This window comes from Bacillus sp. EU55 (genome assembly GCF_038005925.1).
Taxonomy (GTDB): Bacteria; Bacillota; Bacilli; order Bacillales; family Bacillaceae; genus Bacillus; species Bacillus velezensis.
This window is the reverse complement of record NZ_JBBOUE010000001.1, coordinates 2,630,603-2,654,924: the sequence shown is the minus strand read 5'-3', so window position 1 is coordinate 2,654,924 and position 24,322 is coordinate 2,630,603. Positions and strand designations below refer to the sequence as shown.

25 protein-coding genes and 1 pseudogene are annotated in these 24,322 nt (G+C 46.0%); 18 read left to right on the top strand and 8 right to left on the bottom strand.

Annotated elements, in window-relative coordinates; all coding sequences use genetic code 11:
• Positions 1–7: 7 nt before the first annotated feature.
• The 6 genes from brxB to NYE50_RS13365 all read left to right on the top strand — a co-directional run bounded on the left by brxB (position 8) and on the right by NYE50_RS13365 (position 4,523).
• Positions 8–445 (top strand): bacilliredoxin BrxB, encoded by a 438-nt coding sequence (brxB, locus tag NYE50_RS13390; RefSeq protein WP_015417784.1) that lies wholly within the window; start codon positions 8–10, stop codon positions 443–445.
• Between the two features lie 244 nt (positions 446–689).
• Positions 690–1,457, top strand: a complete 768-nt coding sequence (locus tag NYE50_RS13385; RefSeq protein ID WP_014418331.1) for a transporter substrate-binding domain-containing protein — start codon at positions 690–692, stop codon at positions 1,455–1,457.
• Positions 1,458–1,518: 61 nt separating this feature from the next.
• A complete protein-coding gene (locus NYE50_RS13380) occupies positions 1,519–2,178 on the top strand; it encodes an amino acid ABC transporter permease (protein ID WP_003153227.1) in 660 nt (219 codons plus the stop codon).
• Positions 2,171–2,893, top strand: a complete 723-nt coding sequence (locus NYE50_RS13375) for an amino acid ABC transporter ATP-binding protein (protein WP_071181838.1) — start codon at positions 2,171–2,173, stop codon at positions 2,891–2,893. The genes NYE50_RS13380 and NYE50_RS13375 overlap by 8 nt, the downstream gene beginning before the upstream one ends.
• A 76-nt stretch (positions 2,894–2,969) precedes the next feature.
• Positions 2,970–3,923, top strand: a complete 954-nt coding sequence (locus tag NYE50_RS13370; protein WP_007408388.1) for an aromatic acid exporter family protein — start codon at positions 2,970–2,972, stop codon at positions 3,921–3,923.
• Between the two features lie 69 nt (positions 3,924–3,992).
• Positions 3,993–4,523 (top strand): L,D-transpeptidase, encoded by a 531-nt coding sequence (locus NYE50_RS13365; protein WP_017418105.1) that lies wholly within the window; start codon positions 3,993–3,995, stop codon positions 4,521–4,523.
• A 13-nt stretch (positions 4,524–4,536) separates the two neighbouring features.
• On the opposite strand, the gene prli42 is transcribed toward NYE50_RS13365, so the two are convergent.
• Positions 4,537–4,632, bottom strand: a complete 96-nt coding sequence (gene prli42 / locus NYE50_RS13360) for a stressosome-associated protein Prli42 (protein ID WP_007408390.1) — start codon at positions 4,630–4,632, stop codon at positions 4,537–4,539.
• Positions 4,633–4,725: 93 nt separating this feature from the next.
• On the opposite strand from prli42, the gene mce reads away from it, so the two are divergent.
• From mce to NYE50_RS13345, 3 genes are read left to right on the top strand one after another with little or no spacing between them, the layout of a single operon-like run.
• Positions 4,726–5,154, top strand: a complete 429-nt coding sequence (mce, locus tag NYE50_RS13355) for a methylmalonyl-CoA epimerase (protein WP_021494289.1) — start codon at positions 4,726–4,728, stop codon at positions 5,152–5,154.
• The gene (locus NYE50_RS13350) at positions 5,141–6,664 is read left to right on the top strand and encodes an acyl-CoA carboxylase subunit beta (protein WP_061862376.1); all 1,524 of its coding nucleotides are present in this window, start codon (positions 5,141–5,143) and stop codon (positions 6,662–6,664) included. The genes mce and NYE50_RS13350 overlap by 14 nt, the downstream gene beginning before the upstream one ends.
• Positions 6,665–6,680: 16 nt before the next feature.
• A complete protein-coding gene (locus NYE50_RS13345; RefSeq protein ID WP_003153237.1) occupies positions 6,681–7,796 on the top strand; it encodes a tripeptidase T in 1,116 nt (371 codons plus the stop codon).
• Positions 7,797–7,911: 115 nt separating this feature from the next.
• Here NYE50_RS13345 and NYE50_RS13340 read toward each other — a convergent pair whose 3' ends face one another.
• Entirely contained in the window at positions 7,912–8,748 is an 837-nt protein-coding gene (locus tag NYE50_RS13340) for a membrane protein insertase YidC (protein ID WP_020956057.1), read from the bottom strand.
• A gap of 32 nt (positions 8,749–8,780) precedes the next feature.
• Positions 8,781–9,062, bottom strand: coding sequence for a hypothetical protein (locus NYE50_RS13335; RefSeq protein WP_003153239.1), 282 nt, complete (start codon positions 9,060–9,062; stop codon positions 8,781–8,783).
• A gap of 75 nt (positions 9,063–9,137) precedes the next feature.
• Between NYE50_RS13335 and NYE50_RS13330 the strand changes: the two genes are divergently transcribed.
• Both NYE50_RS13330 and gndA read left to right on the top strand, forming a co-directional pair.
• Positions 9,138–10,382 carry a DNA polymerase IV gene (locus tag NYE50_RS13330; protein ID WP_029973901.1) on the top strand — a complete coding sequence of 415 codons (1,245 nt, stop codon included), beginning with the start codon at positions 9,138–9,140 and terminating at the stop codon, positions 10,380–10,382.
• A gap of 108 nt (positions 10,383–10,490) precedes the next feature.
• Entirely contained in the window at positions 10,491–11,900 is a 1,410-nt protein-coding gene (gene gndA / locus NYE50_RS13325; protein ID WP_159354352.1) for an NADP-dependent phosphogluconate dehydrogenase, read from the top strand.
• Between the two features lie 90 nt (positions 11,901–11,990).
• Here gndA and zwf read toward each other — a convergent pair whose 3' ends face one another.
• A complete protein-coding gene (gene zwf, locus NYE50_RS13320; RefSeq protein WP_012117935.1) occupies positions 11,991–13,460 on the bottom strand; it encodes a glucose-6-phosphate dehydrogenase in 1,470 nt (489 codons plus the stop codon).
• Positions 13,461–13,668: 208 nt separating this feature from the next.
• On the opposite strand from zwf, the gene rnz reads away from it, so the two are divergent.
• Both rnz and rpmG read left to right on the top strand, forming a co-directional pair.
• Positions 13,669–14,595, top strand: a complete 927-nt coding sequence (gene rnz, locus NYE50_RS13315; RefSeq protein ID WP_159354351.1) for a ribonuclease Z — start codon at positions 13,669–13,671, stop codon at positions 14,593–14,595.
• Positions 14,596–14,673: 78 nt separating this feature from the next.
• On the top strand, positions 14,674–14,823 hold the full coding sequence (gene rpmG, locus NYE50_RS13310) for a 50S ribosomal protein L33 (RefSeq protein ID WP_003153246.1): 150 nt from the start codon (positions 14,674–14,676) through the stop codon (positions 14,821–14,823).
• A gap of 49 nt (positions 14,824–14,872) precedes the next feature.
• Here the strand turns inward: rpmG and NYE50_RS13305 are convergent, their stop codons facing one another.
• The 4 genes and pseudogenes from NYE50_RS13305 to loaP all read right to left on the bottom strand — a co-directional run bounded on the left by NYE50_RS13305 (position 14,873) and on the right by loaP (position 17,889).
• Positions 14,873–15,646, bottom strand: a complete 774-nt coding sequence (locus NYE50_RS13305; RefSeq protein ID WP_061862372.1) for an alpha/beta fold hydrolase — start codon at positions 15,644–15,646, stop codon at positions 14,873–14,875.
• Between the two features lie 113 nt (positions 15,647–15,759).
• Complete coding sequence (namA, locus tag NYE50_RS13300; protein ID WP_003153250.1) at positions 15,760–16,776, bottom strand: NADPH dehydrogenase NamA; 1,017 nt, start codon at positions 16,774–16,776, stop codon at positions 15,760–15,762.
• Between the two features lie 138 nt (positions 16,777–16,914).
• Positions 16,915–17,127: pseudogene (locus NYE50_RS13295) on the bottom strand (hypothetical protein); the annotation flags it as partial.
• A 231-nt stretch (positions 17,128–17,358) separates the two neighbouring features.
• Positions 17,359–17,889 carry an antiterminator LoaP gene (loaP, locus tag NYE50_RS13285; protein WP_007408401.1) on the bottom strand — a complete coding sequence of 177 codons (531 nt, stop codon included), beginning with the start codon at positions 17,887–17,889 and terminating at the stop codon, positions 17,359–17,361.
• Positions 17,890–18,622: 733 nt separating this feature from the next.
• Here loaP and fabD point away from each other — a divergent pair.
• The 5 genes from fabD to NYE50_RS13260 are packed head-to-tail and all read left to right on the top strand — an operon-like array spanning position 18,623 to position 24,312.
• Positions 18,623–20,881 carry an ACP S-malonyltransferase gene (fabD, locus tag NYE50_RS13280; protein WP_012117930.1) on the top strand — a complete coding sequence of 753 codons (2,259 nt, stop codon included), beginning with the start codon at positions 18,623–18,625 and terminating at the stop codon, positions 20,879–20,881.
• Between the two features lie 40 nt (positions 20,882–20,921).
• Complete coding sequence (locus tag NYE50_RS13275; protein WP_060562588.1) at positions 20,922–21,902, top strand: LnmK family bifunctional acyltransferase/decarboxylase; 981 nt, start codon at positions 20,922–20,924, stop codon at positions 21,900–21,902.
• Positions 21,903–21,926: 24 nt separating this feature from the next.
• Positions 21,927–22,199 (top strand): acyl carrier protein, encoded by a 273-nt coding sequence (locus tag NYE50_RS13270; RefSeq protein WP_003153264.1) that lies wholly within the window; start codon positions 21,927–21,929, stop codon positions 22,197–22,199.
• Entirely contained in the window at positions 22,196–23,560 is a 1,365-nt protein-coding gene (locus NYE50_RS13265) for a long-chain fatty acid--CoA ligase (protein ID WP_110124247.1), read from the top strand. Before NYE50_RS13270 ends, NYE50_RS13265 begins: the two co-directional genes overlap by 4 nt.
• A 14-nt stretch (positions 23,561–23,574) precedes the next feature.
• Complete coding sequence (locus NYE50_RS13260; RefSeq protein WP_014418315.1) at positions 23,575–24,312, top strand: SDR family oxidoreductase; 738 nt, start codon at positions 23,575–23,577, stop codon at positions 24,310–24,312.
• Positions 24,313–24,322 lie beyond the last annotated feature (10 nt).

The following is a 24,322-nucleotide window of genomic DNA, read 5'->3' as shown; positions in this document are numbered from 1 at the left end:
GTCCCAGTTGAATATGGATTTTAATTTATTTATGAATGATGTCGTGCGTCAAGCCCGCCAGGAAATCACGGCCGCCGGGTATACAGAGCTGAAAACCGCTGAGGAAGTGGACGATGCGCTTTCGAAAAAAGGAACCACACTCGTCATGGTCAACTCTGTGTGCGGATGCGCAGGCGGTATTGCACGGCCTGCCGCGTACCATTCCGTACATTACGATAAACGCCCGGATCAGCTTGTGACGGTATTTGCCGGACAGGATAAAGAAGCGACAGCCAAAGCGAGAGAATACTTTGAAGGCTATCCGCCGTCCTCTCCGTCATTTGCCATTTTAAAAGACGGGAAAATCATGAAAATGGTGGAACGCCATGAAATTGAAGGCCATGAGCCGATGGCCGTCGTCACAAAACTGCAGGAAGCATTTGAAGAATATTGTGAAGAAGTATAAGTGAAAGAAAAACCCCGGAGCCGAGCGCTTGCGGGGTTTTTTTTATGGAATCTGTATAAATATAAATATTTATACATCGGCGTTCAGCTGTCACTAATCTGAAAAACAATGACTATAATAAACACAGAAAGGAAAATATATTTTTCAAAAATAGTATTGCATCACAATTAAAAAGTGTTTAAAATACAAGTTAACGAATAAATATTCAAATTTAAGAGATCAGTAGATATGGGGGAAATGAATCATGAAGAAATGGCTGTTGGTATTAGCTGCCGCATGTATCACCTTTGCGCTGTCCGCCTGCGGATCAGGCAATTCAGGATCAGAGGGCGGAAAGAACAAGCTGATTATGGGTACATCGGCTGACTATAAACCATTTGAATATAAAGACGGCGATCAGATCACCGGGTTTGACGTTGATCTGGCGAAAGCTCTGGGCAAAAAGACCGGCTATGACGTTGAGGTGCAGGACATGGACTTCAACAGCCTGATTACAGCCTTGAAGTCCAAGCAGGTAGATATGATTTTATCTGGAATGACACCTACGCCGGAACGGAAAAAGCAAGTTGATTTTTCTGATATTTATTATACTGCTAACAATATGATTGTTACGAAAAAGGGAAGCAGCATTAAATCCCTGAATGATCTGAAAGGCAAAACCGTCGGTGTGCAGCTCGGCTCCATTCAAGAGGAAAAAGGCAAGAAGCTCGCTTCGAAATACGGTTTTCAGCTCGAAGACCGCAACCGGATCTCAGATTTAACCGAAGAGATCAAATCCGGGCGTTTTGATGCCGCGATTATCGAAGACATCGTAGCACAAGGCTATTTCAATTCAAATCAAGATCTGCAGGGCTTTGCGTCAGCAGATGCGAAATCAGACGAATCGGGCTCCGCGATTGCGTTCCGCAAAGACAGTGATCTGACAGCGAAGTTTAACAAAGCGCTGAAAGAAATGGAGAAAAACGGAGAAATCGAAAAACTGAAGAAAAAATGGTTCACCAACGAGAAATAAAAGAAAGCTCAACTTTTCGTTGAGCTTTTTATCTTGAATAAAGACAAAGGAGATCACACGTATGAATTTGGATTTCTCAGCGACAATCCCCCAAATTCCTTTTATATTGGAAGGCCTTGCGGTCACATTGAAAATTGTGCTCGTTTCAGCGGTCATCGGTCTTGTATTAGGAATCGTGCTCAGCTTATTTAAAATCAGCACGATCAGTCCGCTGAAATGGATTGCGGATTTTTATACTTCGATATTCCGCGGCACGCCGCTCGTGCTGCAGCTGATGATCATCTATTTCGGTATGCCGCAGCTCCTCGGCTTTCAGATCGATCAATTTTGGGCGGCAGTCACCGCATTATCGCTCAATTCAGCCGCTTACGTCTCTGAAATTATCAGAGCGGGAATCAACGCAATTGACAAAGGACAAAAAGAGGCTGCCGTCGCTCTCGGCGTGCCATACGGAAAAATGATGAAAGATCTGCTGCTGCCGCAGGCGTTTAAAAACATTTCTCCGGCTATTATTAACGAATTAATCACTTTAACAAAAGAATCGGCGATCGTCACAGTTATCGGTCTCGGCGACATTATGAGACGGGCCTACCAGTCCGGCGCCGCAACATACAACTATTTAGAACCTCTTATTGTGGCGGGCTTAATCTATTACGTGCTCGTTTTGATCTTAGCATTCATCGGAAAAGGTGTAGAAAGGAAGCTGAAAGCCAATGATTAAGGTCGACAACCTGTCAAAATCATTCGGGAAACATGAAGTACTGAAAAACATTTCAACACGGATCGAAGAAGGGGAAGTCGTCGCTGTCATCGGCCCTTCAGGTTCCGGCAAATCAACGTTTCTGCGCTGCTTAAATCTGCTGGAAACCCCGAGCGGCGGAACGATTGCCATAAAAGAAAATGAAATTACCGCAGCTAAAACGAATAAACTGAAAGTGCGGGAAAATATCGGCATGGTATTTCAGCATTTTCATTTGTTTCCTCATAAAACGGTGCTTGAAAATATCACATACGCGCCGGTCAGCGTGAAGAAAGAGTCTAAAAAGGAGGCAGAGGAAAAGGCGTGCGCTCTCCTTGAAAAAGTCGGACTGCTTGACAAACGGAACGACTATCCGAACCGTTTGTCAGGCGGACAGAAGCAGCGGGTCGCCATCGCGCGGGCGCTTGCCATGAATCCTGACATCATGCTGTTTGATGAACCGACCTCGGCTCTTGACCCGGAAATGGTCAAAGAAGTTCTTGAGGTGATGAAAGAACTCGCGCAGACGGGCATGACAATGGTGATCGTAACGCACGAAATGGGATTTGCCAAAGAAGTCGCAGACCGCGTATTATTTATGGATGAAGGGACGATCGTGGAAGACGGGCAGCCGGAAGAATTTTTTCTTTCTCCGAAGTCAAAAAGAGCACAGGACTTTTTAGAAAAAATATTATAAAATATAACTGGAAGAAAAGAAGAAGAATGCTCTTCTTCTTTTTTTTGAGAAAGAAACAAACAGAATGGAGCAAGCAATGTTTAAAATCGGTTACCGCACACTAAAGACCGCACTTGGAACGGCGCTGGCCATTTATTTAGCCCAGCTGTTGCATCTGCAAAACTTCGCATCCGCAGGAATCATCACCATATTGTGCATCCAGATTACGCAAAAGCGGTCGCTTCAGGCCTCGTGGGCCCGATTTGCCGCCTGTTTATTGGCGATCGTCTTTTCATATGTCTTTTTCGGGCTGATCGGCTATTATCCGTTTGCGATCGGAATATTGCTGGTGCTGTTCATTCCGACTACAGTCGTTTTAAAAATAAATGAAGGGATCGTCACCAGCTCAGTAATCATTCTTCATTTATATATGTCCGGCGGCATTACGATGGCGTTTATCTGGAATGAGTTCCAGCTGATCACCGTAGGTATCGGCGTCGCGCTGTTAATGAATCTGTATATGCCGAGCCTCGACAGAAAACTCGCGGCGTACCGGAAAAAAATCGAGGACAACTTTTCCGTCATCTTCGCCGAAATCGAACGGTATTTGTTAACTGGTGAGCAAGATTGGTCGGGGAAGGAAATACCGGAGACGCATCAGATGATTCAAGAGGCGAAAAACCTCGCCTATCGGGACGTGCAGAATCATATTTTGCGCCATGAAAATCTTTACTATCATTATTTTAAGATGAGACAGAAACAATTTGAAATCATTGAACGGCTGCTGCCGAAGATTACCTCTATTTCAATAACGGTGGAGCAGGGCAAAATAATCGCCCATTTCATCCATGAATTAAGGGAAGCCATTCATCCCGGCAATACCGCTCATAAATTTTTAAAAAGACTTGCAGAAATGAGAACGGAATTTGAAGAAATGCCGCTCCCGGCAACGCGCGAGGAGTTTGAAGCGCGGGCGGCTTTGTTCCACCTCCTCGGTGAGATGGAACAATATCTCGTGATTAAAAGTTATTTCAAAGGCATAAAGCTGTAAAAAACATATGGATCAATCGCATGAGTCCTCCTTTCATTGGTCATTCTAATGAAAAAAGGAGGGGAGCCCATGCGATTTTTTTTATTGTCAGCCGCCCTGCTGCTGTCTCCGCTTTGGCCGCTTGGCGCAAACCCTTTGCCGGGTGACCCTTATATTATCGTCAATAAAGCCACAAATGCGCTTGCTGTTGTGAAGGATAACCGAATAGAAGGCATTTATCAGGTGGCGACGGGAAAAACGGATGATTTGACGCCTGAAGGAGAATTTACGATAACGGTCAAAGCCGTCAATCCGTATTACCGGAAGAAAAATGTAAAGGGAGGCGCGCCGGAAAACCCGCTCGGCGTCCGCTGGATCGGTTTTGACGCGAAAGGCACCGACGGCAGGATATACGGCATTCACGGAACAAACAGAGAAGAGCTGATCGGGGGGTTTGTATCAAACGGCTGCATCCGTATGAAAAACCGGGATGTCATCCGTATTTTCCGGATTATCCCTCCCGGAACGAAAGTATTGATTACAAAAGAAAACCGCTCATTCGAGGACATTGCAATAGAGCGGAAAGCCCTCATAAAAAAGCAGGAAACCCCCTTGCAATGAGGCGCCTGCTTTTTTACCGCAAATACATCATAATGCCTGAGAGGAGGGTTGAAAGTATAAATACGCCCAAAATGACGATGACGGCGCTTTTCATAAATTTTTGAGACATTGTTTCACTCCTTAAGATTACTGTCTATCATTTTAACGTGTTTTGCTTGTATGAACAAGCCATATCCTATGGCGGAAAGCAGGTGGCCGCGCTATGAAAAAACTTGATCATGTCGGCATTGCCGTCAGCTCTATTGATGCCGCGAGAGGATTTTACGAACGGATGCTCGGGCTTACGTATATGGGAGACGAGCTGGTAAGCGGCCAAAATGTGAGAGTTGCTTTTTTAGAAGCGGGAGGCACAAAGCTTGAGCTGATTGAGCCGCTGTCGGACGCGTCTCCTGTCAGCTCTTTTTTACAGAAAAGAGGCGAAGGACTGCATCATTTGGCATTCCGCTGCGCCGATATGAAGGAAACGATCAAGGAGCTTGAATCATGCCGCATGACTTTGATCCATCATGAACCGCAAAACGGCGCGGGCGGGAAGAAGATCGCATTTCTCTCTCCAAAAGAGGCGAACGGGGTCCTGATTGAGCTTTGTGAAACAATAGAAAAAGGAGAAACTCAAGATGAGCATGAGTGATCATATCAGACACTTAAACGAAAGACGTTCCTTTTTAACAAACGGCGGCGGAGCGGAAAAAAATGAAAAACAGCACAAAAAAGGCAAGCTGACGGCAAGAGAAAGAATTGACTATTTATTGGACGAAGACAGTTTTTCAGAGCTGCAGCCGTTTGCCAAAAGCCGCATGCCCGGGTGCCGGAATGCTCCGGGAGACGGAGTCGTTACCGGATACGGCACAATTGACGGACGGCCCGTGTATTTGTTTGCCCATGACTTTACCGTACTCGGCGGGACGCTCGGCGAGACACATGCGGAAAAAATCGCGGCGGTGATGGATCTGGCGGCGAAAAACAAAACCCCGATCATCGGGCTGAACGACTCAGGTGGTGCGAGAATTCAAGAGGGTGTGGTATCATTAAATGGATACGGTCATATCTTTAGGCGCAACGTCCTTTACTCGGGAGTGATTCCGCAAATTTCTGTCATCCTTGGGCCGTGTGCCGGCGGTGCTGTTTATTCACCCGCATTGACGGATTTTGTGATTATGGCGGAACATACGTCGCACATGTTTATTACAGGCCCGAAAGTCATTGAACAGGTTACGGGTGAACAGATTGACGCGGAAAGTTTAGGCGGTGCGGGAATACATAATGTGATAAGCGGAAATGCCCACTATTCCGCACGAACGGAAAAAGAGGCTCTTTCCGCTGTGAAAACCCTGCTTTCTTATCTCCCGCACGGCGGACAGACGGCATTGCCCGTTAAAAAGGAAGACGCCAGACCGTTATTAAATACCCTCGTTCCCGCGGACAGTTCGAAACCTTACGATGTGTTACAGGTAATAAAAGAGCTGGCGGATGACGGAACGTTTTTTGACATTCAGCCGTATTTTGCCAAAAACATTGTTGTCGGTTTTCTGAAACTCGGACGGCGTACAGTCGGTGTTGTCGCAAACCAGCCGAAACACTTGGCGGGGAGCCTCACGATTGATGCCGCTGACAAAGCGTCGAGATTCATCCGTTTTTGCGACGCGTTTCATATTCCGTTATTGACAATCGCTGATGTTCCGGGATTTCTCCCGGGCTTTCAGCAGGAACATGCGGGAATCATCCGTCACGGAGCAAAATTGCTGTATGCTTTTGCCGAAGCGACGGTGCCGAAAGTGACGCTCATCATCAGAAAAGCTTACGGAGGCGCCTATGTCGCCATGAATTCGAAAGGGCTCGGGGCAGATCTTGTATTCGCCTGGCCCAATGCGGAAATCGCCGTGATGGGAGCGGAAGGCGCGGCGTCGATTTTATACAGCAGAGACATACAGGCTTCTGACGACCCGGAGAAAACGAAGCGCGAAAAAAAAGCCATATACGAAAAGGAAAACGCCGGTCCGTATAAAGCAGCGGCCTGCGGAATGGTGGATGATATCATCCGGCCGGAAGACTCGAGGAAAAAATTGATTCAGGCATTTGACATGCTTGCGCATAAGGAAGAGGAAAGACCGAAAAAAAAGCACGGTAATATACCGCTTTAAACGGAGGGAACTGAAAATGGTAAACGAAAAACGTCTGCTTGAAGAATTTCTTGAACTCGTTCAAATTGATTCAGAGACAAAACATGAAGCGGAAATCAGCAAGGTGCTCAAACAAAAATTCACTGATTTAGGATTGAGCGTAAAAGAAGATGATACAAAAGAAGTGACGGGGCATGGAGCCGGCAACTTAATCTGTACGTTAAAGGGCACAAAAGATGCGGATACGATTTATTTCACATCGCATATGGACACGGTTGTCCCGGGCAAAGGCGTTAAGCCGATTGTGGAAGACGGCTATGTAAAATCCGACGGCACGACGATTCTCGGCGCTGATGATAAGACGGGTCTTGCCGCAATGTTTGAAGCCATTAAAGTGCTGAAAGAACAAAACATCGAGCACGGCACCATTGAATTCATTATCACGGCCGGAGAAGAATCGGGATTAGTCGGGGCAAAAGCAATGGATCGTTCAGACATTACTGCGAAATACGGTTTTGCGCTTGATTCAGACGGAAAAGTCGGCAACATTATTGTAGCCGCGCCGACACAAGCGAAAGTGAGAGCAACCATTTTCGGGAAAACGGCTCATGCGGGGGTAGAACCGGAAAAAGGCATCTCCGCGATTACAATCGCGTCAAAAGCAATCTCTAAAATGCCGCTCGGCCGTATTGATAAAGAAACAACGGCTAATATCGGACGTTTCGAAGGCGGCACGCAAACCAATATCGTCTGCGACCAGGTTGATATTCTGGCTGAAGCGCGTTCATTAGTGCCTGAAAAAATGGAAGCGCAAGTGCAGAAAATGAAAGAAGCTTTCGAATCTGCTGCAGCTGAGATGGGAGGCCGCGCGGAAGTGGACATCGCGGTCATGTACCCGGGTTTCAAATATCAGGACGGCGATCAGGTTGTGGAAGTCGCGAAAAAAGCGGCGGCAAAAATCGGCCGGCCGAGCGAACTTCAGACAAGCGGCGGCGGAAGTGACGCAAACGTCATTGCCGGCCACGGCATTCCGACAGTCAACCTGTCAGTAGGCTATGAACAAATCCATACGAAAAATGAAAAAATGCCGATTGAAGAGCTCGTCAAAACGGCGGAAATGGTCGTTGCCATTATCGAAACAGCGGCCAACTAAAAACGAAGCACCCAGTTGATTGGGTGCTTTTTTCATTCTTCATAATAATTGGCTTAAAGCCTTGCAGATACAAGAAAAAAACCCTGCCGGATAGGTTTCCGGCAGGGTTTCAGTATTATGATTTGGCGGGCTCCGCCTGAGCCGCAGCTTGTTTCTTTTTATGATGCGTCTGCTGTAAAAGTACATTCTGCACTGTCAAAAACAGTCCGCTTGTAAACCAGTAAAGCGGCAGCGCAGCCGGTACGTTAAGTGAAAAAATGGTCATCATGACAGGGAAAATAAAGACCATGATTTTTGCTGACTGCATCGCGGCCGGATTTTGAGCAGCCGGTGAATATTTCTCGTTTAATTTTTGGGAAATATAAGCCTGTAAGAAATACATGGCTCCCGCGCACAGTGATACAAGAATATCAGAATGCCCTAAGCTGAACCACAGAAATGAGTGTGAAGCGATTTCCGGCGTTGAGCGGATGGCGTAATAAAAACCAATCAAAATCGGGAATTGCACCAGCATCGGAAGACATCCCATTGCCATCGGATTCAGATTGTGCTCACGGTAAAGCTTCATCATTTCCATTTGCAGTTCTTTTTGTTTTTCCGCATCTTTCGTTTGTTTCATTTTAGCCTGAATGCTGTCGACCTGCGGTTTGATCACAGCCATTTTTTCCTGGAACACCCGCTGTTTCTTAAATTGGTTCACAAACAAAGGCAATACAACGATCCGGACGATAATCGTCACCAGAATAATCGACAGTCCGTACTCACCGTGGAACAGGCCCGCCACACCTTTTAAAAGTGCCGAAAACGGCTCGATCAGGTAATCGTGGAAAAAACCGATATTCCCGAGGCCTCCCGTCTGAGTCTGAGATGTCGCCGCAAAAGCCGAGCGGCCTGTGCACAGTACGATAAAAAATAATCCGAATGCGATCCATTTTTGATATGTTTTAGACAATTATGTCTCCTCCTTTTTATCTTCACTTGCCGTTATAAAAGGAGGAAGCTGACATCTTCATCATCATTCGCCGGTGAATTCATGCGGATGACTTTACGTATCCAAGTTGTAATGCGATGATATATAATAATAAGAAAGTCTGTTCGGTTCAGCTGAACGACTGCTTGATGTTCATCTATTCGTTTCGTTCTCCAATGCTCGCCTGCGCGGCGCTCACGCAAAAGAAAAGCGATGCCGATCGCGGTCAGAGCGGGAAGAATAATTGTGAAAAAATCGACTAAAAATAAAAAGTCATTCATTGACTCAAGAATCATTTTATCACATCCATTCAGCTCTTATTTTACTACATATATATAAGGTTGTCTATGAAAGGAAAGGAGGCGCCGGGAGTGGCCGGAAAAGGGAGAATTATATTTCATATCGATATGAATAGTTTTTATGCCTCCGTAGAAATGGCGTATGATCCGTCTTTAAGAGGAAAACCTATCGCCGTTGCCGGAAACGTGAAGGAACGGAAAGGAATCATCGTCACCTGCAGCTACGAAGCGAGAGCGCGGGGCGTAAAGACCACCATGCCGGTGTGGCGGGCAAAACGCCTCTGTCCGGAACTCATCGTCGTGCCTCCGAATTTTGACCGCTACCGGAGTTCGTCAAAAGAAATGTTCAGCATTCTGAGGGAGTATACGGATTTAGTCGAGCCTGTTTCTATTGATGAAGGATACATGGATATTACGGACACACCGCACAGACACAGGGCGTATGAGACAGCCGAAGACATTCAGGCGAGACTGCAAAAAGAGCTTTTGCTTCCGTCAAGCATCGGCATCGCCCCTAATAAATTTCTCGCCAAAATGGCGTCTGACATGAAAAAACCGCTCGGCATCACCATTTTAAGAAAAAGAGAGCTGCCGGACGTCTTATGGCCTCTTCCGATAGAAGAGATGCACGGTATAGGAACGAAAACTGCGGAAAAAATAAAAACGCTCGGCATCAAAACGATCGGTGATTTGGCCAAAGGAGATGAACATGCGCTGAAAACGCTTCTCGGCATAAACGGCCCGAGGCTGAAGGATAAAGCGAACGGCATCCATCCTGCAGAAGTCAATCCCGAGCGGATTTATGAATTTAAAAGCGTCGGCAACTCATCCACCCTGTCGCATGATTCGGCTGACTGGGATGAATTAACGGGCGTGTTTGACCGGCTCGCGCTGTCTGTGAGCGAACGGCTCCAGCGTAAGGAGGTCATGGCCTGCCGGCTGTTCATCATGATTCGGTATGCGGATTGGAAAACGGTCACAAGAAGCATGACCCTCAGCAATCCGGCTGATCAGAAAAAAGACATCATGGAAGCGGCGATGGAACTGTTTGACAAGCACTGGAACCAAAATCCGGTAAGGCTTCTCGGCATCACCGGGACGGAACTGGTTGAAAAACAGCAGGCGTATAAACAGCTTGATCTGTTTTCATTCAAGGAGGACGCAAAGGATGAGCCGATTTTTCAGATGATGAACGAGCTGAATGAAAAGTACGGCCAAAACCTGATCAGAAAAGGCGCCGTTATAAAAAAAGAAGAAAGCAAAACAAGGGGAACGAGCTTTAACAGAGACTTTTTTCAGGATGAAAAGAAAAGGTGAATAACTTGAAAAAAGGGGTTATGTATGATAATTTCTTTAGTATAAATATCATTTTATTTTAATTTAAATTTTAAAATGGTTAAACGTTTGAAGAAGGGACGTTAGAATATGTCAAAACAACAAATCGGAGTTATCGGTCTTGCGGTAATGGGTAAAAATCTGGCTCTTAACATCGAAAGCCGGGGATTTTCTGTGTCTGTATACAACAGATCAAGCAGCAAAACGGAAGAGTTTTTAGAAGAGGCAAAAGGCAAAAATGTTGTCGGTACATACAGCATTGAGGAGTTTGTCCAGTCTCTTGAAACACCCCGTAAAATTTTATTAATGGTTAAAGCGGGAACTGCAACGGATGCGACGATTCAATCTCTTCTTCCTCATCTGGAAAAAGACGATATTTTGATTGACGGCGGAAATACATACTATAAAGATACGCAGCGCCGGAACAAAGAGCTTGCCGAAAGCGGCATTCACTTTATCGGAACGGGTGTATCAGGCGGTGAAGAGGGAGCGCTGAAAGGGCCTTCTATTATGCCGGGCGGCCAAAAGGAAGCGCACGAACTCGTGAAACCGATTCTAGAAGCCATTTCTGCTAAAGTGGACGGAGAAGCTTGTACGACATACATCGGCCCGGACGGAGCGGGGCACTATGTAAAAATGGTGCACAACGGTATCGAATACGGTGACATGCAGCTGATCTCTGAGTCATATTTCATTCTGAAACAGGTGCTCGGACTGTCTGCCGAAGAGCTTCACGAAGTATTCGCTGAGTGGAACAAAGGAGAGCTTGACAGCTACCTGATCGAAATCACGGCTGACATTTTCACTAAAAAAGATGAAGAAACGGGCAAACCGCTTGTTGACGTTATCCTTGATAAAGCAGGCCAAAAAGGAACGGGTAAATGGACAAGCCAAAGTTCTCTTGACTTAGGCGTGCCGCTTCCGATTATCACTGAATCTGTTTTTGCGCGTTTCATTTCCGCAATGAAAGAAGAACGTGTGAAAGCAAGCGGCCTTCTGTCCGGACCAGACGTTAAGCCGGTCACTGAAAATAAAGAAGAGCTGATTGAAGCGGTCAGAAAAGCGCTCTTCATGAGTAAAATCTGTTCTTACGCACAAGGCTTCGCCCAAATGAAAGCCGCGTCTGAAGAATATAACTGGGATCTGAAATACGGTGAAATCGCGATGATTTTCCGCGGCGGCTGTATCATCCGCGCGGCGTTCCTGCAAAAGATCAAAGACGCGTATGACCGTGAACCGGAGCTTGACAACCTGCTGTTAGACAGCTACTTCAAAAACATTGCAGAAAGCTACCAAGGCGCCCTTCGCCAAGTGATTTCACTTGCCGTAGCCCAAGGCGTGCCGGTACCTTCGTTCTCAAGCGCACTTGCGTATTACGACAGCTACCGTACGGCAGTGCTTCCTGCAAACTTGATTCAAGCGCAGCGTGATTACTTCGGCGCGCATACGTATGAACGCACAGATAAAGAAGGCATTTTCCATACTGAATGGATGAAGTAATGAAGAAGCCCCCGCAGTTATTGCGGGGGCTTTTCTGATATTAAAAACCGCGGGCCGTCCATGAACGGCGCCGCGGTTTTTGATGTTTTCTTATATATTCCACCAGTGGAGACCGTCTTTTTCAAGAAGATCGTCCGAAGCTTTCGGTCCCATTGACCCGGCTTCATAATTCGGAGAAAGGGTTTTGTCGGCTGCCCACGTTTCGGAAATCGCATCGACGAAATTCCAGGAAAGCGCCACTTCGTCCCAATGGGCAAAGTTTGTCGCATCACCGAGCAGACAGTCATGGATTAATTTTTCATAGGCTTCCGGTGTGTTCATTTCATCACTGCAGTTGCTGCAGTAATCCAGCTTAATCGGCTGAGCATGAGCGGCTCCGCCTAATTTTTTAGCGTTCAGGTATAGTGTGATGCCTTCATCCGGCTGAATATGGATGACAAGCAGGTTCGGATTTACATTCGTTTCATTGCCGTAATAAAGGTTCATCGGAATGTCTTTAAATTGAACGACGATTTTCGTTGATTTTTCTTTCATCCGTTTCCCTGTGCGGATATAAAACGGAACGCCGGCCCAGCGGAAGTTATCGATTAACAGCTTTCCGGACACGAATGTTTCCGTATTGGAATCCGGTGCTACATTTTGTTCATCTGTATAGCTTGGTACAGCGTTTCCGTCAATCGTTCCCGCTTGGTATTGTCCGCGGACGAAGAAGTCACTCACTTCGTTTGGAGCGACAGGGCGGAGAGCTCTCAGCACCTTCACTTTTTCGCTGCGGATTTCTTCCGTGTTCAGTTTAATCGGCGGTTCCATCGCCAAGAGAGCGACCATTTGTAAAATATGGTTTTGAACCATATCACGGAGTGCGCCTGATTTTTCATAATATCTCGCGCGATCCTCAACGCCGAGATCCTCACTTGACGTAATCTGGATGTTTGAGATGTAGCGGTTATTCCACAGCGGCTCAAACAGCGCATTCGCAAACCGGATGACTTCGATATTTTGAACCATTTGTTTGCCTAAGTAATGGTCGATCCGGTAAATTTGATCTTCCGTGAAAGCTTCGCGTATTTCTTTGTTAAGCTCTTTCGCACTCGGCAGGTCATGGCCGAACGGTTTTTCAATGACGAGACGGGACCAGCCATTTGTCGCTGTGACACCTTCGTTTTTAAGTGATTTTGCGATAGTGCCGAAAAACTCAGGAGCCATCGCCAAGTAAAACATTCTGTTGTTCGGGATTTCATATGTATGTTCAAGCTGATCAAGCAGGACATTCAGCTCCTGATAGGAACCCGGATTCGTTACATCAAACGGATGGTAATAAAAATGAGATGTGAAATCGTCTATGTCTTTTTGCCCGGCAGAAGAAACAGACGTTTTAACGGTTTCCCGGAGGTCCTCGTTTGACCAAGGTCTTCTTCCAACACCTACAACTGCAAACTCTTCACCAATTTGACCATTTTTATATAAACGGTGAATGGATGGGTAAAGTTTTCGTTTTGCCAAATCCCCTGTGGCACCAAATATTACAATTACTGCTTTTGGTTTGTCGTTTGTTTTCACTTAGAGTACCTCACTTTATCTGAAGCATGGTTTAAAACCCCGCATATTTCCTTCATTTTAAATCTAAAATTCGTTGAAAGCAAACATTTCAGCCTGTTTTTTGCGGTTTGCGGAAAAAAATTAATCAGGCCGGAGAAGGCCCGGGTGAATTCACATTTTCAGCCTGATCCTGTATCCTTAGTAGTACAAAGATCTAGGAGGAAGCATTGTGGAATTATTATTTTTAGGGACGGGGGCCGGCATGCCGGCAAAGACGAGAAACGTAACGTCCGTCGCGCTGAAGCTTCTTGAAGAAAGGCGTTCCGTATGGCTGTTTGATTGCGGAGAAGCCACTCAGCATCAGATATTACATACAACAATCAAACCGAGGAAAATTGAGAAGATTTTCATCACCCACCTTCACGGCGACCATGTTTACGGTCTTCCGGGTCTGTTGGGGAGCCGTTCATTTCAGGGTGGTGAAGAAGAGCTGACGATTTACGGGCCAAAAGGCATTAAAGCCTTTATCGAAACAAGCCTGCACGTGACGGCGACTCATTTGACGTATCCTCTTACCGTACATGAAATCGAAGAGGGGACGGTTTTTGAAGATGAGCAATTCATTGTTACCGCAGTATCCGTCATTCACGGCGTGGAAGCGTTCGGCTACCGGGTTCAGGAAAAGGATATTCCCGGCGCATTGCAGGCCGGCAGATTGAAAGAATTGAATATCCCGCCCGGACCCGTCTATCAGAAAATCAAAAAAGGCGAAACGGTCACACTTGACGATGGCAGAATCATCAACGGGAGGGATTTTTTGGAACCTCCGAAAAAAGGGAGAATCGTCGCTTTTTCCGGGGATACGAGGGCATCAGAGCGGGTAACGGAGCTGGCGCGCAATGCGGATGTGCTTGTTCATGAAGCGACGTTTGCCAAGGAAGATGCAAAGCTCGCACATAATTATTATCACGCAACGACAGAACAGGCTGCGCAAACGGCAAAAAAAGCAGGCGCCAAACAGCTGATTTTAACTCATATCAGCGCAAGGTATCAGGGTGAATCGCCGATAGAGCGTCTCGAACATGAGGCGAAAGCGGTATTTGAAAACAGTAAGATCGCATTTGACTTCATGGAGGTCACTGTGGAGCGGTCTTAAAAAATGGACGCTTGACATTTTTTTCTGATGAGATATAATAAAACGAAATAATTACGATTTGTATAAGGGGTGAAAATGATGCGTGTGAATGTTACATTGGCCTGTACAGAGACAGGGGACAGAAATTATATTACGACGAAGAACAAACGGACGAATCCGGACCGGTTAGAAATGAAAAAGTATTCACCCCGGTTGAAAAAGTATACGTTGCATCGTGAGACAAAATAGATCACGATAACAAAAGCCATTGTGCCGCTGCACAATGGCTTTTGTTTAATCAGTTTACCGCCTGATAGGCAGGAGCATTCATTTGCTGGCGCACCGCGCACCAAACATCATAAATGGCAAGGTGGACGATGTGCGGTTCATCGTGGTGAATGGCATGAGAACTGTTTTTGGCCTGAATCCATCCGCTTTGATAAGAGACATCAAGCATGCTTCTGTGCAGTTTCACCCATTGTTCATGAGCGTGCTTTAAGTGCTCATCCCGCTCTCCCGATGATAAAATCAACAGGGGCATATCGCCGAAATGAATCTGCTGATGCTTGATCTGACGAAGGCTCGTCAAAAATTCCGCGTGTGATCCTTCCAATATGAACTGTTTCAAATAGGCGGCTTTCATTTCTTCGGGAAGAAGCGGAAGCACTTTCGTCTCCTGATCCTCAGAAACCGGATCAAGCATCACCATCCCGAGAATATCCCGGCGGTTCCGGCTCGCCCAAAGTCTGCTGATAATCGCGCCGTATGAATGCGAGACGACAAGATAAGGAGGCTCGACGCCGGCCTTCAGAAGAAGAGCGTTTAATTCCTGTACCATGTGGTCCGCCGTTCTCTTGTTTCGGCTTTGTCCGCTTTTGCCGATTCCGGCTCTGTCATATGTGAAAACCCCAAATTCTTCATCTATGTCAGCGAGTAATGATGTCCATGTTTCAGAAGAAGTGCCGTAGCCGGCTTCAAAGACGATCGTCACTTCGCCGGCGCCTTTACGGTGTTTCGTATAAAACGGACACCCGTCAATCAGATATGTCCTTTCCATCCATGCTGCTTTCATTGGAGTCATCCCCTCTAATTGGTTCTATAGGGAAGACGGAGAAGCTTCGGCAATCGTTTCTCAAAAAATAAAAAAAGAGACAGCCGGATCGAAAAACTCCGGCTGTCACTTCATCACCATGCTCTGTCGTATTGAACCGGTGACGGTATTTCAGTATTCAGCTGCTTCGCTGCACTCCTTGCAAAATGCGGATCGCGCAGAAGTTCTCTTGCGACAAAAATAAGGTCAGCGCGGTTGTTTTGCAGAATTTCTTCCGCCATTGTTCCCGTCGTTATCAAACCGACGGCGCCTGTTGCGATTTCGGCCTGTTCACGGATTTTCTCCGCAAAGCTCACTTGGTAGCCTGGGAAGACGTTAATATCAGCTTGAACGAGTGCGCCTGAGCTGCAATCAATGAGGTCGACTCCCTGTTCTTTCATCCACTTCGCAAAACCGATATGATCCGCAATGTCCAGCCCTTTGTCTGTATAATCCGATGCAGAAATACGGACAAATAACGGGCCGTCCCAGACTTCCTTGACGGCTTCAATGGTCTCGCCTAAGAAGCGGTAGCGATTTTCATGTGAGCCTCCGTATTCGTCTGTACGGTGATTGGACAGAGGGGACAAAAATTCGTGCATTAAGTAGCCGTGTGCCGCATGAAGTTCAATAATGTCAAAGCCCGCTTCTTTCGCGCGCGCCGCTGCCTGTTTGAATTCCTGAATGGTTTCTTTAATTTGTTCTGTCGTCATTTCAGCCGGTGTTTTGGACTGCTCATCAAACGGAATGGCTGACGGAGCGTAAATGTCTCCCTCAAGCTCAGCTTTACGTCCGGCGTGCGCAAGCTGAATGCCGATTTTAGATCCTTGTGCTTTCACTTGTTCCGTCAGTTTGGCAAAACCTTCGATATGATCATCGCTCCAAATGCCCAAATCCTGATCGGAAATTCGCCCCTGCGGATTAACGGCTGTCGCTTCCACGATAATCAGGCCGACCTGTCCGATAGCACGCGATATGTAGTGCGCCATATGAAAAGGCTGCAGTTTTCCGTCCTTCTCATGTGAGGAATACATGCACATCGGTGCCATAACAATACGGTTTTTGATCGTTACATCTTTAACGGTCCATGGTGTGAATAATTTTCTGGCCATTTATTTCGCCTCCCGGAATGTTTTAGACATTGATTATAACAATTCATGATCATTCAGTCATATAAACTGCTCACGACTGAGTGCATTGTTATTATTGTTCTGGAAGTGCATTTTTTTATACACATCGGTGCCGTATCTTCATAACAGGCATTTACAGCCGATCATATAGCAAATATAGATGAGAAACGCACCGATGACTGCGTGGCCTCCTTTGAACCAGTTTGTCAGGATGAAAATACTGCTGATGAAGATCACCGCTCCGAAGGCACCGAATATTCCGTTTTTTTGAGCGGTTCTGAAATCGTCGGGGCTCATATTTTTCAGCTGCAAGTGAATATTCAGTAGCGTCATGGGCGCAACCTGTATTAAAGTGGCTTTCTTATGTGCCGGTCTGCATTCTTACAGCAAACGCTTTTGATCAATTGGCCGGGTTTGATCGTGCTTATCCCGACCATCGTGATCGCCTTGAAAACAAAAAGTTTGACCGTGACGGTGGTGAGCGGGGTTATTTCGGTGTCGGGCTTTCGTTTGTATATAAAAAGAGCATCAACGGCACATGCTGTTGATGCTTTTTTTGAAATGCTAGGGTTTGGAGAGCACTTCAATTCCGACGTTGACCATTTTGTCCAGTCCCATAAAAGACAGGCAGATTTTGGCGCGTCTTTTTCTTTTATCGATCTTTTTAATAATGCCTTCCATTCCTTTAAGAGGCCCTGAGGCAACGGTTACTTTTGAATTTTCAATATAGACTTTTGAATAATCTACAGTGTCTCCTTCTCCGATCAGCCTGATGATAGGGAGGATTTCTTCATCCTTAATTGTCGTGAAATAGGTTTTACGCTCTTTGGAATAATATGCGCCGTTATTCACGATTCTGCATGAAATGGGGAGTTCTTTGATTTTATGAAATGTCCGCTCTGTCATCTTCGTTTTAAACAGCACATATCCCGGAAACATCTTTTTGAGTGCCTCGTATTTGATTCCGGCTTTTCGTTCTGTGACTTTTTTCTTGGGTATGATTGAGTAGAGAGCCTGCTCATCAAACTGCAGACGCAGAAATTTTTGAACTGTTTCTTCTTTTCCGGACTCTACAAAAAGTGCGTACCATTTCATGACTGGGTCCTCCTTAGAATAATAAGAAATTATTATACAAAGAAAGTATTTAATGGATAGTATTTAAAATGATTAAAAATTTTTCTAATTCATCTTTTTTTTACATAATATATGAAAATGAAAAATAAGTATAGACCCAATTGACAGAGAAGCGAGGAATTTTCTTTGACATGAAAAGGGTTCAGGGAATTATCTGACATTTATCCCGAAACAATTATGCCGACTGTCCACCTAACATAAAACTGTGGAATAAATGTCAGAAAATAACGAAATAAAGCCTTGACATTATTATCTATAAATTGATATTATTCTCTTTAAATAGCAACTATTTGTTAAATTTATTAAATTGATGTAAAGCACCTATTAAATTTCAATCGCTGTTTCGGCACGTTGAAGAGGAAATAGGGATTATAAAAATGATTGTAGTGTATATATCTACATATACATGATAAGGGAGAAGTGTGCCGTCATGGCTGTTTTCGGGCATATTGGCACTGCAGCTTGTCATGCGAAACATTCAGTAAACAAGCAAGATGTCTTTATATAAATTATGTTAGAAAAGGAAAACACAATGCGTTTGCGATTTTTAAACCTGTGCTGAATCGCAAACGCGTTTGTGTTTTTATTTTTATGCCGGTGTTTACACCAGTCAATATATGAAATAAGAGACGTTTTTGTATGGAGATCCACATGTGATATACAAAATTGGCGATGCGGAAAGGATGAGGATAAGATGCTTACGTTTGTGTTCCCGGGGCAGGGTTCTCAATTTAAAGGAATGGGAGCCGGACTGTTTGATGAATTTCAAGATCTCACACGTCAGGCTGATGACATATTAGGCTACTCTATAGAAGAATTGTGTCTGGAGGATCCGAATCACCAGCTGGGGAAAACGCAATTTACCCAGCCGGCGTTATATACGGTGAGTGCACTCAGTTATTTAAAGAAAATGAAAGAGTCCGGCAGAGAGCCTGATTACGCCGCAGGGCACAGTTTAGGAGAATATAATGCGTTATTTGCGGCCGGCTGCTTTGATTTTGAGACCGGTTTGCAGCTTGTGAAAAAAAGAGGGGAGCTCATGAGCAAGGCAGCTCCCGGAGGCATGGCGGCGGTTTTGGGGTTTACCGCTGAACAAGTAAAAGAGGTTCTATCCGATTATCATCTGACCGGCATTGATATCGCTAACCACAATTCACCTTCGCAAATTGTGATCGCCGGAACGAAACAAGACATTGAAAAAGCGGGCCCCGTCTTTGAAAAAGCCGGCGTGAGAATGTACCTTCCTTTAAATGTGAGCGGCGCCTTCCATTCCCGCTATATGAAAGATGCTGAAAAAGAGTTCGCGGATTATTTAGAAGAAACGGCGTTTTTGCCTCTTCGTTTTCCGGTGATCTCAAATCTTCATGCCGCACCTTATAAGAATGATGAAATCAAAACAAATCTGACTTTGCAAATGACCAATCAGGTAAAGTGGACGGACACGATACGCCGTCTGATGGGACTTGAAAATAATGAAATTGCAGAAGTCGGGCCCGGGGAAGTGCTGACAAAACTGACGCGTCAGATTAAAAAAGATGCCGTCCCATTACCTATGCCGAAAGAAGAGTCTGATACTGCTGATGTTAAAGCATCGGCAGCTGATCCGCAAAAAACGGCGGGAATGAGATTAGGGAACGAAGATTTTAAAAAAGATTATAACATCCAATATGCTTACATGACGGGCTCCATGTACAGGGGAATTGCTTCGGAACAGATGGTCATTAAAGCGGCAAAAGCGGGAATGCTGGGCTTTTTCGGAACGGGCGGATTGAGTATCGAACGGATCGGACAGGCCATCGGAACCATCCGGTCTGCACTGCGGCAAGGGGAAACATTCGGAATGAATCTTCTTCATCATATGATGTCACCTGACAAGGAAGTCAGAATGATAGATTTATATTTGAAAAACGGCATTCATCTTATTGAAGCATCGGCATTTATGGGCATAACCCCCGCTCTTGTTATATACAGGGCAAAGGGATTAAGCAGGAATCATGACGGGTCGGTGTCAGTTCAAAACAAAATCATCGCGAAAGTATCCCGGCCTGAAGTCGCTGAGGCCTTTCTGAATCCGGCTCCGGCTCATGTGCTGGAAAGACTTGTGTCTGACAATCGGCTGACAGCCGGGGAAGCGGCGCTTGCAAAAGAAATTCCGATGGCTGATGACATTTGCGTTGAAGCGGATTCAGGAGGGCATACCGACCAAGGGATTCCGTATACATTAATGCCTGCCATGATCAGACTCAGAGACCGCATGATGGAGAAGCACGGTTATGCGAAAAAAGTAAGAATCGGCGCAGCGGGCGGCATCGGCACTCCGGAAGCGGCTGCTGCCGCGTTTCTGCTCGGCGCCGAATTTATCGGAACCGGTTCTATTAATCAATGCACGGTCGAAGCCGGGACAAGTGATTCAGTGAAAGATCTGCTTCAGGAAGCGAACGTGCAGGATACGTCATACGCTCCCGCGGGAGATATGTTTGAAGCGGGAGCAAGGGTGCAGGTGCTGAAAAAAGGCCTGTTTTTCCCGGCAAGAGCCAATAAACTCTTTGACTTGTACAGACAATACAATTCTTTAGATGAAATAGATGAAAAAACGAAAACATTAATTGAAGAAAAGTATTTCCAGCGCAGTTTTGAAGAAGTGTATGAGCAGTTGAAACGTGATAAATCTCCTGAGCAGATCGCCAAAGCCGAACAGAATCCGAAACACAAAATGGCGATGGTATTTAAATGGTATTTTTCTCATACGACAAGGCTCGCTCTGGAAGGAAAAAGCGAAAGTAAAATAGATTACCAAATTCATTGCGGTCCTGCGCTCGGCGCGTTTAATCAATGGGTGAAAGGAACCCCGCTTGAAAATTGGAGAAACAGGCATGTCGATCTGATCGGCAAACAGCTCATGGAAGAAACAGCCGGCCTTCTTGCGCAAAGGCTGGTATCGATTACAGGCTGAGTATGACTAGCCATTACATTTTTTCTGCGGAGGACAGACCATGCTGATTGAAAATCATGAATTAACGATGAGCCATGTCGGGTTAGGGAATTTGAATGAGTACGCGCTGCTGCTGTTATTCGGCAACGCACACAGTCACCATTTAACGGACGGAACGGGATTCCGGCCTGATCAGATGGCCGATCACCAAGGGCTGATTTTGTATCCGGCTTATTTTATGACACATCTCAAAGTTCCTTCAGATCAGCCTCTTGATCAGTACCGATTATGGGACGAGGTTTCCGTCGGAGTCGATATCTCCCGGTTTGGAGAAACCATATTAGAATCTGATTATTTGTTCGGGCCGAAAGGAGCGGTCAGCTCTGATAAAAGCGAGTGGGACCGGGGACGGTTTCCTTCTATGAAAGCCAATAGTTTAATTGTCGTCGACGTCACACAAACAGAAGGTTCGACGCGCAAAGTCTCAGCGCCTAAGGCTGAATGCATTGCGGAACTTTCTAAGCTAGTCAAGCCGCCTTACGCCCTGATGCGGTCAAAGAAAATCAGAACGGACGCCTTCGGTATGAAGCCGGGCAATCTCAAAACAGCAGACCCCGTTTCATATCGGGTTCCTGTTGATCAGGATGCTGCGCCCGGGCATGCCATGGTGTTTGCGAAATTCAGCAAGATAATGGATGCGGCGGAATTTGAATGGATGACGCGCCGGTCGAAGCCGGGTTTTCCGGTTTCAATCGCGCGGCATTTATTTTTGCTTGAAAGAGAGACGTATTATTACGGAAATTGTTTTGCAGATGAAGAGCTTGATATTTATATGACGGGACACATTGAAGAATGCGATCCCGACTTTCACGGTGAGTCCCTCGGTATGAGCTCAGTGGCGAAAATCAGCTATCAGATTGAAGTCTATATGAAAAGAAATCATACATTGCTGGCCATTTCCAAGGTGGACAAGCTGCTGGCGGTGCCGACCTCTTCACAAGATCATATTCCGGATTATAAACGGGTCATCAGAAGTTTATAAAATAAAGAATGGAGCTGAAAGCAAATGGAACAAACCAAGGAAATGAAGCAGATCATCGCTCAAATCATTCAGGATATTCAAGAACAGCAGTCATATCGGGCCGTCGAAGCGGGAGATGATGTGAGAGTCATAGAGGATCTGGGCTTCTCATCACTGGATATCGCTCAATTAGTCGCACAGATGGAGATGGAAACCGGAGTAGATCCTTTTTCCCAAGGAGAAACGATTTCCAGCATTACAACCGTCGGCAGCATTTGTGATATTTATCAAAAATATATGGACAGTGCTCAATCATGAAAACAGAAAGCAGGGGAGATATCAGCTGGGTGACTGATAAGCTTAGGGAAACGCAGGACAGTGAGTTTCTCATTTTTAAGGGGCAGACTTTTACGTATGATGATTTGCTGACACGAATCAGCTTTTTTCAGAAAGAACTTGAACAAAACGGAATACGTGAAGGAGAATGTGTGGCGCTTATCGGGGATTATTCCCCGAACGCCATTTTTTTGCTGATGGCGCTTTTGTTAAACCGAAATATCGTTGTCCCTCTCAGCAATGAATCAAGGGAAAAGCATCTCGATATGTTTGAAGACGCGAAAGTGAATCAAATCATTGAAATAAATGAAAATGACAGCTGGACGCTTCGTGAAGGTTCTGAAAGCGCCTCTCACCCTCTGCTTGATGACCTGCGCGAGAAAGGGGAGTCAGGCATTATTATTTTCACATCGGGAACCTCCGGCAAAAGCAAAGCATCCGTGTTAAGCGCCGGCCGGCTGCTTGAAAAATATAAAACGGCGAAGAGAAAACCGCTGCGTACGCTTATTTTTCTGAAATTGGATCATATAGGCGGCATTAATACGCTGTTTGCGATTCTGTTTAACGGGGGGACGATCGTCACATCAGACAGCAGAACGCCGGAGTCCGTTTATCAGGCGGTCGACAAACATGCTGTCCAAGTGCTCCCCGCCACCCCGACCTTTTTAAACATGCTGCTGATGTCCAAGGCGGATGCCGGCTATAACCTCTCTTCACTCCGGCTGATCACTTACGGCACAGAACCGATGCCCCAATCAACGCTGCGCGGCATCCACCGGCTGTTTCCGGATGTACGGCTGAAACAAACATACGGATTAACTGAACTGGGTATATTCTCAACGAAATCAAAAGACAGCCAATCCACTTGGATGAAAGTGGGCGGTGCCGGAACAGAGACCAAAATTACCGGAGGCACGCTTTGGGTTCGTTCTGAGTCAGCGATGCTCGGCTATTTAAACGCACCGTCACCCTTCGATGAGGACGGCTGGTACGACACCGGTGACCAGGTGGAAACAGACGGCGAATATATAAGAATTCTCGGAAGAAAGAGTGAAATCATTAATGTGGGCGGAGAGAAAGTGTTTCCGGCAGAGGTGGAAAGCGTCTTTCTGGAGATACCGAATGTCCGGGATGTTCTCATAACGGGCAGAAAAAATCCGATTACGGGCGAGATTGTCGCGGCAGAGGCCGTGCTTGAAAAAGAGGAAGATATCAAATCTTTCAGAAAGCGGGCCGTAGCTCATTGCAGACAGAAGCTGCAGCCATATCAGATACCGCAGATCATCTCTGTTACAGATCGGAAACTGTCTAATGATCGATTTAAAAAAATAAGAAACGTGTAAAACAGGAGGCAAATATGAATAACGGAAAAGTAGCGGTCGTCAGCGGAGGAAGCCGGGGGCTCGGAAAAGCGATTGTACAGACGCTTTTGGATGAGGATTACAAAGTAGCCGCTTTCAGCCGCAGTGAATCTGATTTTATTAACACATTGAGAGAGAGTGAAAAGTACCGCGGCCGCTTTTATTGGGAAGCGGCGGATGCGGCGGATGCCGCCGCCATGAAACAGTTTGTTCTTCAAGTATACCGCAAGTTTTCCAGAATAGACGGCTTGGTCAATAACGCCGGTTTGAACCTTGATCAGCTTCTGCCCCTGACCAATGATGAAGACATTGACCGCATCCTCAATCTGAATATCGGTTCAGTCATCAAGCTGACCCGAAACGTTTCCCGGGTCATGCTGAAACAAAATTCCGGATCAATCGTTAACATAAGCTCCATTATCGGCTCAAGAGGATTTAAAGGCACTTCAGTCTACAGCGCATCCAAAGCGGCTCTTGACGGCTTGACGCGAAGCCTGGCCAGGGAGCTCGGGTCTAAAGGAATCCGTGTCAATTCACTTGCGCCCGGTTTTGTGGACACCGATATGACGAAAAATATGCCGGAAAAACAAAAATCGCAGATTATCAGAAGGACGCCGATGGGACGTTTAGGCGAAACAGACGATATGACCGGACTCGTTCGTTTCCTGCTTTCTCCTGAATCGTCCTTTATGACCGGACAGACAATTGCGATAGACGGCGGATTAACTTGTTAAAGCACAGAAA

Bases quoted from the DNA above. Each gene is read 5' to 3' on its own strand.
- NYE50_RS13370 (WP_007408388.1), top strand. From the start codon at position 2,970: ATGTTTAAAATCGGTTACCGCACACTAAAGACCGCACTTGGAACGGCG.
- NYE50_RS13345 (WP_003153237.1), top strand. From the start codon at position 6,681: ATGGTAAACGAAAAACGTCTGCTTGAAGAATTTCTTGAACTCGTTCAA.
- NYE50_RS13375 (WP_071181838.1), top strand. From the start codon at position 2,171: ATGATTAAGGTCGACAACCTGTCAAAATCATTCGGGAAACATGAAGTA.
- rpmG (WP_003153246.1), top strand. From the start codon at position 14,674: ATGCGTGTGAATGTTACATTGGCCTGTACAGAGACAGGGGACAGAAAT.
- NYE50_RS13260 (WP_014418315.1), top strand. From the start codon at position 23,575: ATGAATAACGGAAAAGTAGCGGTCGTCAGCGGAGGAAGCCGGGGGCTC.
- NYE50_RS13365 (WP_017418105.1), top strand. From the start codon at position 3,993: ATGCGATTTTTTTTATTGTCAGCCGCCCTGCTGCTGTCTCCGCTTTGG.
- mce (WP_021494289.1), top strand. From the start codon at position 4,726: ATGAAAAAACTTGATCATGTCGGCATTGCCGTCAGCTCTATTGATGCC.
- fabD (WP_012117930.1), top strand. From the start codon at position 18,623: ATGCTTACGTTTGTGTTCCCGGGGCAGGGTTCTCAATTTAAAGGAATG.
- NYE50_RS13380 (WP_003153227.1), top strand. From the start codon at position 1,519: ATGAATTTGGATTTCTCAGCGACAATCCCCCAAATTCCTTTTATATTG.
- NYE50_RS13385 (WP_014418331.1), top strand. From the start codon at position 690: ATGAAGAAATGGCTGTTGGTATTAGCTGCCGCATGTATCACCTTTGCG.
- NYE50_RS13305 (WP_061862372.1), bottom strand. From the start codon at position 15,646: ATGAAAGCAGCATGGATGGAAAGGACATATCTGATTGACGGGTGTCCG.
- prli42 (WP_007408390.1), bottom strand. From the start codon at position 4,632: ATGTCTCAAAAATTTATGAAAAGCGCCGTCATCGTCATTTTGGGCGTA.
- NYE50_RS13265 (WP_110124247.1), top strand. From the start codon at position 22,196: ATGAAAACAGAAAGCAGGGGAGATATCAGCTGGGTGACTGATAAGCTT.
- NYE50_RS13270 (WP_003153264.1), top strand. From the start codon at position 21,927: ATGGAACAAACCAAGGAAATGAAGCAGATCATCGCTCAAATCATTCAG.
- NYE50_RS13275 (WP_060562588.1), top strand. From the start codon at position 20,922: ATGCTGATTGAAAATCATGAATTAACGATGAGCCATGTCGGGTTAGGG.
- loaP (WP_007408401.1), bottom strand. From the start codon at position 17,889: ATGAAATGGTACGCACTTTTTGTAGAGTCCGGAAAAGAAGAAACAGTT.
- gndA (WP_159354352.1), top strand. From the start codon at position 10,491: ATGTCAAAACAACAAATCGGAGTTATCGGTCTTGCGGTAATGGGTAAA.
- NYE50_RS13350 (WP_061862376.1), top strand. From the start codon at position 5,141: ATGAGCATGAGTGATCATATCAGACACTTAAACGAAAGACGTTCCTTT.
- NYE50_RS13335 (WP_003153239.1), bottom strand. From the start codon at position 9,062: ATGATTCTTGAGTCAATGAATGACTTTTTATTTTTAGTCGATTTTTTC.
- namA (WP_003153250.1), bottom strand. From the start codon at position 16,776: ATGGCCAGAAAATTATTCACACCATGGACCGTTAAAGATGTAACGATC.